The organism is Paenibacillus dendritiformis, assembly GCF_021654795.1.
Lineage (GTDB): Bacteria > Bacillota > Bacilli > Paenibacillales > Paenibacillaceae > Paenibacillus_B.
In genome coordinates, this window is the sequence record NZ_AP025344.1 from 5,657,895 (window position 1) to 5,670,853 (window position 12,959).

Sequence of the window (12,959 nt, forward strand, 5' to 3'; positions counted from 1 at the left end):
CCTTACTCCCCCAGCCGTACCCCGTATTGTTTTTCATAATAGGTTTGGTATGCTCCGGACTGTATTCTCTCCCACCATGTTCGGTTGTTCAAATACCATTCAATCGTTTCTTTAATCCCTGTCTCAAAGGTATGCTTCGGCTTCCAGCCAAGATCAATCGTAATCTTGGTCGCATCAATTCCATAGCGGCGGTCATGACCGAGCCGGTCTTCCACATATTTGATTAACGATTCCGGCTTTCCGAGTTGCTCGAGAATGGTTCGAACAATGTGAGTGTTCGTCCGTTCATTATTCCCACCTATATTGTATACTTCCCCATCGCGACCTTTATGAATAACCAAATCAATGGCGCTGCAATGATCCTCGACATACAACCAGTCGCGAACATTAAGTCCATCCCCATAAATTGGAAGTTGTTTATCATTCAAGGCATTGGCAATCATTAATGGAATCAATTTTTCAGGGAATTGATAGGGTCCATAGTTATTCGAACAACGAGTGATATTCACAGGGAGACCAAAAGTCTCATGATAAGCTCGTACCAGCAAATCTCCTCCGGCCTTACTAGCCGAATATGGACTATTAGGTGCCAGGGGTGTCGTTTCAGAAAACAACCCCGTTTCCCCAAGGGAACCGTAAACTTCATCCGTAGATATTTGAACGAACTTGGTGATCCGATATTTTTTTGCAGCATCCAGAAGTACTTGCGTTCCTAATACATTTGTCTTCACAAATATTTCAGGGTCAAGAATACTCCGATCAACGTGGGATTCCGCCGCAAAGTTGACAACCACGTCTACACCTTCGCCAAACAACTTCTCCATCGCTTGAGGATCCGCAATATCTGCTTTAACGAAGCAATAATTTGGGTTGTCTTGGATTTCACTCAAGTTCTCAAGATTACCTGCGTAAGTTAATGCGTCAACGTTTACTATTTTGTATTTCGGGTATTTGTTCAGCATGTAAATGACAAAGTTACTTCCGATAAATCCTGCTCCACCAGTTACGATTAATCTCATTCAAATATCTCCTATTCAAAATTAATTTCTGCTTCTTTAAGAGTAGGATGTATTTTATCCTTATCAGACAATATCGGATTTGAGGTTGGCCAGTCAATATTCAAAGCAGGGTCATTCCACAGAATCCCTCGATCATGTTCAGGGGAATAATATTCATCAACTTTATACAAGACTTGCGTATCAGGGACGAGCGTGCAAAAACCATGGGCAAACCCCTTAGGCACCAAAAGCTGGCGATGGTTATGCTCGCTTAATATTACCCCAACCCACTGCCCAAGTGTCGGGGAATTTTTGCGAATATCAACAATGACATCATAGATTGCTCCGGAAATCACTCTCACTAGCTTTGTCTGAGCCTTGGGATTAAGTTGATAATGCAATCCTCTTATCACACCTGCTTCAGCAGAAAGGGATTGATTATCCTGAATAAAATTGAATGAAATCCCCTGTTCCTTTAATTTCTCCTCATTATAGCTTTCCATAAAAAAGCCCCGGCGGTCACCATGGAGCACCGGTTCTATAACATAAGCGCCGGACAGAGATAATGTTTCAATTCTCATACGTCCCTCTCTCCTTACAGCTTTAATTTCCCGAACTCTTCACCGAAAGTAATATCTTTGGCGAGTTCGTTGGCACGCGCAAGCGATGCATGAGTCCCAGCATCCGTCCACCAACCTTGAAAAATATCGAAAGTAAGCTCATTCCGCTTTATATAGGCATTATTTACATCAGTAATTTCAAGTTCACCCCGGCCTGATGGCTTAAGCGTTTTGATAATGTCAAACACACTGGAGTCAAACATATAGATACCTGTTACAGCGTAATTACTTTTAGGTTCTTTCGGCTTTTCCTCAATCGAGATGATATGATCACCCTTCAGCTCTGCTACACCATAACGCTTCGGATCGTGAACTTCCTGAAGAAGTATTTTGGCACCCTTTTTTTGATCTCGGAAATTATCCACATATGGGGTAATATCATCTGCGAAGACATTATCCCCCAGGATAACGACCATTTGATCGTCGCCTACGAATTGTTCAGCCAAACCAAGGGCTTGTGCAATACCTCCAGCCTCATCCTGGACTTTATAAGTAAAACATACTCCCATCTCGCTGCCACTGCCAAGGAGGTTGACGACATCACCCATATGTTCTTTGCCGGTGACGATTAGGATATCATCGATTTTAGCTTGCTTTAATTTATTTACTGCGTGAAATATCATTGGATACTTACCTACTGGCAATAAATGTTTATTAGTTACTTTTGTTAAGGGGTAGAGGCGAGAGCCAGTACCTCCTGATAGAATAATTCCTTTCATATCTATCCATCCTTACTAAGTTAGTATTGAGATCAACCTACTAAAATTAACTTTCATTAAATCCCTAAATAAGAGCAAACTCTTAAATATTTTATTTTGATATCACTATTACACCAATGATAATGATGCCTGCGCCTATCCATTTTGTTAAGGATACAGGTTCTTTAAACACAATAAGAGCAACTATCATGCCAAAGACATATGCTAAACTCGAGATCGGATACGCTGTGCTTAATGACATTCTAGAAAGAACAACAAACCATACTAAAGTTGCTAAAATATATAAAAATAATCCTAATAGGATATGTGGTATAAATAATGCTTTCCAAGAAGTGACCAAAGTAACTCCACCCATTTTGTCTAAACCCATCTTAAAAAAAACCTGGCCAGCTACGAGCATAAAAATATTCATAAGCAGAAGAAGTGCATTCATTTATTTATTCTCCTTTACCCGCAGTTCTTCTGACAAACGACTTACCTCTAATTTTAATAGCCCTAACTCTTGTGAAAGTTCTTTTATTTTTGTCGCAGACCTGGATGCAGTAATTGTCATTGAAAATAAAATCGCAAAGGAGCTAAACGAAACTAGTAAAAACAAAGCATTCACAGGTAGTTCGATTCCCATCGTTCGCGCAAGAAGCCCAATTAAATCTGGAAAAATGGATATAGTAAGTATAATAAACATCAAAATCAACCACAACATTGTATACTTTAACTCTAATCTATATTTCTTTATTAAATTAAATAGGAACAAGGCACAAATTATCGCTCCGACTATTAATATTACTTGTAATTTTAGTGATATCATACCATAACCTCTAAACTATTTGTTTTCTAAATCTATCAATTAAAATAGCTAAAGATACCTTTATCATATAATAAATAGACTTTAGCGTAGTAATTGAAGACCTTCCTCCCATTCTTTCTTGCATAATTACCGGCACTTCCTTAATACGATAACCATTTCGTAATAGATACATTATTGATTCGGGTTCTGGATAATCTACCGGATACCTTTTTGCAAAAGTACCAATCACCTTTCTATTACATGCTCTAAAACCAGAAGTAGGATCTGTAATTTTTTCTTTGGATAAAATTTTCAACAAGTATGTAAAATAAGCGATACCTGCTCTCCTCATTAGTGTTGACTGAAACCCCTCTTTATTGATAAAACGAGAACCAATAATCATATCTGCATTGTCCTCTATAATTGTGGAAACGAGAGCCATTATATACTCAGGTTTATGCTGTCCATCTCCGTCTACTTGAATCGCAATATCATAACCATGTTGGGCAGCATATTTATACCCTGTCTGTACAGCCCCACCAATTCCTAAATTGCAAGGTAAATTTATTGTTAGTACACCCATTTTCTCACAGATGGACTTAGTTTCATCTACAGAACAATCATTAATGACTAATATATCCACTGCCTCCCCACAAATTGAGTATATTTTATTTACTAAGTTTTTAATGTTATTCTCCTCATTATATGCGGGTATTATCAATAAAATTTTCAAAAAGAAGCCCTCCTTGATGCTAGACTGAGCAGTGAATAAGTCAAGAAAACAAGAAAATCCCTCAATATGTAACAACAGTCAATTTGAGATAGACCTGGTTTTACATAGAATAAAACCGATTGTGGCGTACAACCGGTTTTATTTCTCTATCTCTGTTCAACATTGTATTTCATCACTTCGATGGAATCTACTTTAAATTCCCCACCCCTAAAAACTACTGGTACAATCATTAATGAATGTACATCGTCATCAATAAAAATTTTATGTTTTTTTTGGAAAGCATTAATAGGGAATTTATAGACACTATTTTCCGTAATTTCAGGTGTGTTATTCCCAGTCCAGTATATTGTCATATAATCAAACGGGTAACCACCCTGAATGTTAAGAGTAATTTCGGAAGCAATGTTAGCATTATTATCAGGATTATCTTTATTCTCCACTTCAAGCCTAATAATGGCTGGGGCATTTACGTCATTCTTATAGAAATTATTAAAAGATAAGCTTGCATTCTCTAGTGATAGTTCATCCCCATTATATTTTTTTGATGATACAATCTCTTTTGATTGTAACAACTGAGCAGATGTCCCCATATATCTACTCAAACGATACTCTGACATCTCTTCGTTTATACCATAAGCAAAGATATAAACACTGTAAAGTAAAACTATTGAAAAAAACACGGAAAAAATCAAATAACACCTTTGCATATATAAATTAATCACACGCTGCCATCCATACAAATAAAAATCAGCCCTCGTTGATCCATCATTGCTTGGCTTCAATTTATTCCCGATTTTTTCGAATAAAACAGCTGCCAATATAAAAACAAATGGGACTGACGGGTATACATAACGTGGTAATCCATGAAATGGTAGATTCATAAGAGTAAAAGCTATAGGAACACATGAAATAAAAATAATTTCTCTCTTACAATTTCTAATTATTAATGGAATTAATGCAATGCATGGAACTACTAATACTTGCTGGAGTATAATGAATGGCCTTAAAAGAAAGTGTGGGTGAACAAGATTTTCATCCCAAAGATCTCCCCACATATATTGAAAAAATCCGAAAATTCTCCATTTATAGTACACCCATGGATTCGAATTAATATTATTGTCTAATATAGTTCTTAAAGGCAGATTAGACACAGAACCCATATCAATAAAGTAGGGGACGGCCCCCCAAACCTCGGCGTTATCTCCGGACTCTGAAAACAAAATGAATTTTTCAAATGTAATCCAATTTCTGAACCACCAAGGCAGCATAAACAAAAGTAAAATCCCCAAAAAAACAACTATATTTCTAAAAATATACTTCTTATCATTCCTTTCATAAATAATAAAGAAAAAAAGCACTAAAACTATGAAAGGAAATGCCAAAGGGCGAACATGCGTTGCAGAACTAAATAGAATGGCGGAAATAATAATCAAATAGATGTTGTTATTCTGTGTGCCCTTAAGAAAAACATAAACAAATGCAATTAACAATGTAGTAAACAATTGTTCTGTAAGCATTCGTTCAATATTGTATAAAAATCCAGGGTACACTGATGCAAGTAGTAATGTGACCAGAACATACGGTGTCTTAACATTTAGCAATTTGAGTATCTTATAAATAAGAAAAAGGCAAATCATGCTAAGAATAAGTTGGGAAAAGAGAACTGCCTGAGTTGAATGATTAAACAACTTATAAATTATGGCAACGTAAATTGGATATCCAGGTGGTATGACTGCAGTAGGTTTTAATTCTTGTTTTCCATAAAACATTTCACCATCGCGGTCATATATTAATGTTCCGTATTTCAACAAACTTTCCGCAGCATAATGATAAACTAATTCATCGCTCCCGGGTCTCAACTCCCTCGTAATGTCAACAGAATAGAAGCGTATCATTAAAGCCAGGGAAAAGATTAAGATAATCAAGAACTTTACAAAAAATTCTTTTTTATCTCTACTACGTAAACCCTGCAACATAAAGTATTATCCTCCGATAAACAGTTCAACATAATTTTTAATGAAGTCAGGTTCCTATAAAAAACAGCTAATTCAAACTCTAGTTTGAAGAGAATTTGTCCTAAGCGCGTCTTTTATTTTGACTTTACTACCTTAACATATATTAAAGATATTAATACTGTCCAACCTATAAACGTTTGGTTTACACTATTCCTATCTCATTTAGGTAGTGAATAATTTCTTAAATACCTTCTTAAAGAACCCCCCTACACCTTGAGAGCGTATAATATAGACAGATTTAGTAACTAATTTTTTTGACTTACTAATAGTTTTACCAACTTGTAATCTCCCCATAAAGTATGCATTGCTTAACTCAAAGGGATCTTCTACGCTAAACATCACATCATAGTCTTTGCGATATGATGCTCTGATCGCATCATCGATTTTTTCTCCCGAAGAATAGCAACTATATGACCATTTCGTTTTTGAAATATTATCTGAATTATTAAATTCGTGAATTTCAGAGTATTTAGCGTAAAGTTTTTTAAACAGATGCTCCCCTTCAGGAAGCCATTCTCTCATACATTTTTTTGCGGAATCTCCATACCCCGAAAAATGAATAAATCGCAACGGATCCCCCTTGATATAAATCTCCCCATTTTCTTCAGTCATTTCACAGTTAAGCAGTGACCAAGGGGCAAAATCATACCCTCTATGTTTGAATATTTCAACATCGAAAAAACAAGGAGCTAGATCAATCCATTTCTGGTCAGTAAAAATTCCATTAGCAATATCGTCATAGCAAAATAGGTATAGACGTTCTGCCCACCAGTTAATAAATTTTTCTGCCTCATCACTTCGATTAACGCCTAAAAATCCCAAATTGTATACACCATGAGCAGTACTCGAGAGCTCCATATCAATATTTCCGGGATCGAGCAAATGAGGACATACGACAATCGGGCGATCATTTAAAAGAGCTCTTAATTCTACAAAATCAGAGTATACATAGATATCTGGATCAAGATATACAAACTGTTTCTCATCAGGGAATGTCTTGTACAAATATCTAAAAAATTGCCCTTTGACTGCAGTCGAAGCCTCAACAATCGCATGTTTAAATATAAAACGATTAAAATTACCTTCCCAGGCGTCATTTGCCAAAACAATATGATCAAAGTCAGGATATTCATATTGCGGTAAAATTTCACGTTCTACTAAACAAACTACAAAAATAGCATCCGAGATATTCTCTTTTACTGATTTAGCTAATGTACGAGCTTTATGTATATAATTCGCACAAATAGACGTAAATATTATCATTTTTTTACCTCTTTTTTATCTCATTATATATTTTTTAATAATTGATTTTAATATAGGTATACGTTTGATCTTTTCTAAGATAGTTACTCCTTCTTGCAATGCTTTGTTTAAAAATATTTGTTCTATTAGTGCTTCTCGTAGTCCAATAGCATATTGATCCTTGTACTTTTCATAAAGTACAGGATGATTTTCATAGATATGGCGATATGTTTCCTTAACAACCTGGATATTTGTCATAAATTCTGTAGTTCGTGAAGTCGGTTTAATCCTATAATGGAATAAAACTTCCGGTATTTGGTGAATTTCCCTCCCTATCTCCAAAATAGAAAGCCAGAAGTCATAATCCTCCATTCCATGTTGCATTTTTGTATTAAATCCACCAACCTTTTTCCAATCTTCTTTGTAAAATAATGCCGTTACAAAAACAATATTATCCAGAAGCATTTTTTCCAAAGAGTAATTAGGAAGGTCCCATCGCCCATTTCGTTCACCGAATAAATCTGCATAGCAGTATACGATACCAACCCGTTCATTTTCTTCCATAACCTTCACAGCTTTTTCTACATACTCTGGTTCGATAATGTCATCAGCATCAAGCGGCAAAATATATTTTCCCGTTGCTTGGGTGATACCTTCATTTCTTGCACCAGCAGGGCGCAGTCGCTTAGTTTGTAATATCTTAATATTTGAACTAGATATGCTATTTAAAATATCTAGAGTGTTCTGATCATCAGATCCATCGTTAATAATGATTACTTCTATATCTTTGTAGGTTTGAGCATGTACAGAAGCCAATGATTCTTTAATATATGCTCCATCGTTATAACAAGGCATAATTATACTTACTTTACTCACCGTATCCCCCCTTGGTAATACCACCAAATAGTAAAATTTTTAATATTGTTTTGAATCTATGTTTTTTCATTTCCGCCAAAATATGATGCAATTTATTTTCCGTTTCATTTAAATAATTTTTAGTCGATACCAGTTCCGATTCTATTTTTTCTAACTGCATTTTTTTATTATTATTTTGTTCTTCGAGGCTCTTTATTTGGGCGTTAAGGAGTTTGTTCTCTAACACCTTCTCTTCTAATTCAGAAGTAATTTGACTAATTACTACTACATGTTCTCCTAACTTACTATGAAGATGATCGTTTATTGATATTTGCTCTTCGATTCTTCGTCTAGTAAGATATAGCTCTTCTTCCCGTTTTTGATATCCAACTGTCCAATCCAAAATCCTGCAAGAGAAAAATATTTTCAGATATGTTGCATTAGAAAAATCACCATTTATTTGGAATTGCGGATCGAAGGTGAAGAATTCATAACCTCTATCATCCGCATATCTTTCAGCATTTATTGGAGTAATATCCGCGATAGTTCCATCGGTTTCGATTTTCTGTATTTGAATGCAACAAGCATCTCCTTCAAGCGGATCAAATCTCAAGCTTTTCGCGTCTTTTAATTTTTCGTGCGAAAATAACACTACAAAGCCAGATGGAGTATACATTGCACGCTTATTTTCATAGTTAACATCCGAAAATCCCCCTCCCAAATCAAAGAACAAGCTACTCTGTAACACATTTTCTTTCATTTTCTGTGTTACGGCTTGTTCAAGATCAATAGGAATAATATCTTTTGAAAGAAGATGTAATTCTTTAATACCTACATATTCGTTAATGAAATGGGACTCCCAGTTATAGAAACATTCCTCTATTTGTACATTGATACCGATTAAATCATATAAAACAGGTTTCGTCAAAAAATCACAGGTTTCGTGTTCCTCCGCAAATTGTTTTAGCATACGCCATAGAAGGAACTCCATAGGGATCTCACATGTTACATGCCATTCATAATCTATAACTTCATAACGACCATTTTCAACAAAAATATTGCCGGAGATCATATCAACATTCGCATTGTCTCTCCACCGAAGTTCCTGATTACATTGTACTTGACCAAATATTTCTTCGAAAGATGAAGAAGCAATTTGCTTTCGTAATGGAATATTTCCAAACAATATCCTTCGGAAGCCTTTAATGTGTAAAAAAAACTTTTCTTTATCATTTTGTATGCATGCTTTGAGCAAAATTCTCTCTAAATTATCCGCCGTTATGAATGGGAAGGATAAACTTTCACCTTTTTGGTGACAAGCTATGTTTTTCAAACTGGAGTTACCATAATTAAATTCACTATAATGAGCCATTTTATACAAGTGTTCTTTACCAGCTGGACGTAAAGCTTTTTTATGCACCATTTTGTCAGAACTAAAATAGGTACATATTCTAAACTCTTCATTTCTGTTCGCGCTTATTTTTACATATGAGATATCCGTTGTTTCTTCCTCAGGTGTAACTGCTATTTCTACCAAAAAAGAATTACTGAATTTATCAATAACACCTAGTTTCATAAAAGTCTCGTAGACTTTTTTCTCTTCATAAAGCTTTACCCTAGTCATATCCATAGGATAGTCGAAACTAGAAGGCTTTCTTTCAAAAATTGTCTCGTTTGTAAAGATTTCGACTGGGAACTTGTAATCAGGATAAGGATAGAAGTACTTTAATGGATATAGTCCTGCTTTGCTGATTTGTTCATCTAATTCTATCTTAGAGAATGTTTTGACTTTCTCACCATTACCATATTCATTCAAGCCAGAAAAAAACTTACCTGTGTGATCTTCTCTAGAACCAGAGAAATACTTCAGTCCTATCCTATTCTCAATCGACAACAAGATTTTACCTTTATCATCCAAATGCATTGCTGATAATTTAAGGAAATCTACATATGGTTGCTTACTCTCGATCATATAAGCGGCATATTCTAATACACCATTAATAATTATATAATCGAATTTCCTTTCTCGAGGGATTCTTTGAAAGTCACAAACTACAATTTCTAGATTATGAAAATGTTTATGGCGCTGATAATTGATTTCTGCACGTCTTTTAGTCAATTCGACAGCAATAACTTCTGAACCTAACTCACATAGAAGTCCAGTTAAAGCTCCGCAACCAGCACCAATTTCTAATATGCGAGCCTGTTTTTTAAATGGAAACCAGTTTAAAATATTGTGCCGGAGATGGGACATATGGTAAACAACAGGCCATCTTCCATCTTTATGCCAGTCACATTTTCCACTTTTTGCGTACTGAAGCAGTTCAGACTCTATATCACCATCAGAATATACGTCGTCAGTACTTGGCACGTAATAATCAAGATTAAGTTTAGCCATAAACGCCCACTCCTGTCATTAGACTAATCTTTTTTTACTTCATTTCACGCCGCTTCATAGAAGCGCTATTCGCTTGCCCCATGTCAAAATGTACTTTAATGTCGATTATTTGATCATCTACTATATTAAATGATTTAATTGATGAATAACTATCAATTTCCGTTAGGAAAACCCTATCATCTAAAAACGAAAAATAATAAGGGACTCCTTTCAAATCTAATAACTCATAGATATCTTCGTAATTATATTCTAGTTCATTTAAATCCTTAACTCTGACTAATCTTGGCGCAATTTCACCAATTCCGTCTTGATACACACTAATATAGAAATAAGAACCTATTCTAGCTATATCATTCATTCCCTGTAATTCAAATGGAACATCGTACTCACAAATCAAGTCAAAGGATAAGTCAGCTATTTCAGCTACAATGATCTTCCCAGGCCCCGATACAAAATGTATTTTTTCGTCTATAATGCTAAATGATCTGATATAGGCACTACCTAAATATTCCGGTTTCACAATTTTTTCAACAATAACCTCAGTTTCAGTGTTTCTTAACACAAAAACTTGCTGTGATGACGCTGATATCCCATAAAACAAACCGCTTTTCTCATCAAAAAACAACCTATGTGGTTGAATTCCTATGTTTCTTATTGTTTGTGTTTCAATAAAAGAGTCACCGTTTTCCTTATAAACTCTAACGACATTATTATCCGTGTCATCTACTAATAAAATTTTACCATCAGTTGCAATCGAATGTGGATTAACAAACTCCCCTTCTAATGTTTTCCATTTTTTGATAGGGTCCATTAAATTGTTATTATATATGACACGGTGATGCCAACAATCAACAATAAAATATAGATGCTTATACTTTGCAATTAGAGTAGGTGTGTATAACCTTTCCGAATACCCCAATGATTTCGAAGATTCCAATATATTTTGGGAGGGATCTCTCATACTACTCATGTATGCGTTGCAAACATCAACGGTGTTTCCAATCATTTTCAAAGTTCCTCGTTCAAGCCATATAACTCGTGAACACATTTCGCGAATTTGCTCAATGCTATGTGAAACCAAAATTACTGTTGCTCCCCCATGTATCAGTTCTCTCATCCTTTGAGAACTCTTTTTTTGGAAATGAGCGTCACCAACAGATAAGATCTCGTCAACAATCAAAACATCCGGGTTAACAAGCGTAGCAATAGAAAAAGCTAAACGCATTGTCATCCCTGATGAAAAATTGCGAACGGGAACATCCATAAATTCTTCTAGTTCAGAAAATTCGACTATTTCATCATATTTATTTTCTAAATATTCCTTTGAGTATCCCAGCACTGCTCCGTTTAGGAATATATTCTCTTTTGCTGTTAAATCAAAATCAAAACCCGCCCCAAGTTCGAGCATAGGGGCAATGCTCCCTTTTACATTTACAGTTCCTTGGGTTGGTGATAAAATACCCGAAATAATTTTAAGCAATGTACTCTTCCCAGCACCGTTACCACCAACTATACCGACTACTTCACCCTTTTTTATAGAGAAAGTCACATCTTTTAAAGCGACAAATTCTTTGTATTCTAGCTTCCCGGTTATCTTCTTAACCATATATTCCTTGAGGCTCATAATACGATCATTAGCCATGCGAAATTTCATGGATACGTTATTTAATTCAATCAAGTGAATCCTTCTCCTTACAGATTAAGAATAAATTTATTTTGCGTTCGTTTGAATACGTACATTCCTAATAAGAGAGACAACAATGCAAAAACAGCACAATATATCCATGCTTTAAAGTCGGGAATACCATTATATAAAATTATAAATCTCATAAATCTAATAAAATGATACATAGGATTAAACCCCAACAACGCCAACATATGTGGCGGGAGAATGGATTCTGGATAAAAAATAGGTGTTAAATACGTCCATATCGTTAATGCAACTCCATACAAAAATTGTGTGTCTCTAAAGAAAACCATCAATGAAGCTAATAAAAGAGAGAGTCCTAATATAAACACAAACATACAAGCTAGCACATATAAAATAGATATGTGGGCATAAGTAACGCTCATACCTGAGGCGATTATTACAATGTATAATGCCAACAAAGAAAATAAGAAATTGACACCAGTAGATAAGACACGAGAAAGCGGATAAATATACTTTGGAATATATACTTTATTTATCAAGGAAGCATTTTGAATAATACATGTCATTGATTGAGTAGTAGCCTCTGTTAGGTAATTAAACATAACAATACCACTCAGCAAATATACAGAATAATTTGAAATATCGAAGCGAAATAAGCTCGAAAAAACCATGTACTGAACAATAGATATGCACAACGGGTTCAAGAGACTCCAAATAATACCCAAAAACGATCTTCTATACTTCGTTTTAAAGTCCCTCTTTACCAATTGAGAAAGTAAAAAACCATATTTACGGTAAACATTAATCGTCTTAGTAATCATTTTCCTAACCCCACTAGTTGAGATATCATTTAGTATGAAATCTGCCAAATGAATATATCACCAATTTATATTTCCTTAATATTTATTAATTTTTTCAATCTTCCACTGTGCCGTTTCAAG

12 protein-coding genes are annotated in these 12,959 nt (G+C 35.0%); all 12 read right to left on the reverse strand.

Annotated features, from left to right (window positions below; genetic code table 11):
* Window positions 1–2: 2 nt before the first annotated feature.
* A complete protein-coding gene (rfbB, locus tag L6439_RS25175) occupies window positions 3–1,019 on the reverse strand; it encodes a dTDP-glucose 4,6-dehydratase (protein ID WP_213471250.1) in 1,017 nt (338 codons plus the stop codon).
* An 11-nt stretch (window positions 1,020–1,030) separates the two neighbouring features.
* On the reverse strand, window positions 1,031–1,579 hold the full coding sequence (rfbC, locus tag L6439_RS25180) for a dTDP-4-dehydrorhamnose 3,5-epimerase (protein ID WP_213471251.1): 549 nt from the start codon (window positions 1,577–1,579) through the stop codon (window positions 1,031–1,033).
* Between the two features lie 14 nt (window positions 1,580–1,593).
* Window positions 1,594–2,337 (reverse strand): sugar phosphate nucleotidyltransferase, encoded by a 744-nt coding sequence (locus L6439_RS25185; protein WP_213471252.1) that lies wholly within the window; start codon window positions 2,335–2,337, stop codon window positions 1,594–1,596.
* 91 nt (window positions 2,338–2,428) lie between these two features.
* Window positions 2,429–2,770, reverse strand: coding sequence for an EamA family transporter (locus tag L6439_RS25190; RefSeq protein ID WP_213471253.1), 342 nt, complete (start codon window positions 2,768–2,770; stop codon window positions 2,429–2,431).
* Window positions 2,771–3,145 carry a DUF2304 domain-containing protein gene (locus tag L6439_RS25195; protein WP_213471254.1) on the reverse strand — a complete coding sequence of 125 codons (375 nt, stop codon included), beginning with the start codon at window positions 3,143–3,145 and terminating at the stop codon, window positions 2,771–2,773.
* A gap of 10 nt (window positions 3,146–3,155) precedes the next feature.
* Window positions 3,156–3,857 (reverse strand): glycosyltransferase family 2 protein, encoded by a 702-nt coding sequence (locus L6439_RS25200; protein ID WP_213471255.1) that lies wholly within the window; start codon window positions 3,855–3,857, stop codon window positions 3,156–3,158.
* A 146-nt stretch (window positions 3,858–4,003) separates the two neighbouring features.
* Entirely contained in the window at window positions 4,004–5,833 is a 1,830-nt protein-coding gene (locus tag L6439_RS25205) for an ArnT family glycosyltransferase (protein ID WP_213471256.1), read from the reverse strand.
* A gap of 201 nt (window positions 5,834–6,034) precedes the next feature.
* Window positions 6,035–7,135 (reverse strand): glycosyltransferase family protein, encoded by a 1,101-nt coding sequence (locus L6439_RS25210; RefSeq protein WP_213471257.1) that lies wholly within the window; start codon window positions 7,133–7,135, stop codon window positions 6,035–6,037.
* A 15-nt stretch (window positions 7,136–7,150) separates the two neighbouring features.
* Window positions 7,151–7,990, reverse strand: coding sequence for a glycosyltransferase family 2 protein (locus L6439_RS25215; RefSeq protein ID WP_213471258.1), 840 nt, complete (start codon window positions 7,988–7,990; stop codon window positions 7,151–7,153).
* Window positions 7,983–10,367, reverse strand: coding sequence for a class I SAM-dependent methyltransferase (locus L6439_RS25220; RefSeq protein WP_213471259.1), 2,385 nt, complete (start codon window positions 10,365–10,367; stop codon window positions 7,983–7,985). The genes L6439_RS25215 and L6439_RS25220 overlap by 8 nt, the downstream gene beginning before the upstream one ends.
* Window positions 10,368–10,401: 34 nt before the next feature.
* Window positions 10,402–12,045 carry an ATP-binding cassette domain-containing protein gene (locus L6439_RS25225; RefSeq protein WP_237096641.1) on the reverse strand — a complete coding sequence of 548 codons (1,644 nt, stop codon included), beginning with the start codon at window positions 12,043–12,045 and terminating at the stop codon, window positions 10,402–10,404.
* 14 nt (window positions 12,046–12,059) lie between these two features.
* Complete coding sequence (locus tag L6439_RS25230; RefSeq protein WP_213471260.1) at window positions 12,060–12,839, reverse strand: ABC transporter permease; 780 nt, start codon at window positions 12,837–12,839, stop codon at window positions 12,060–12,062.
* Window positions 12,840–12,959 lie beyond the last annotated feature (120 nt).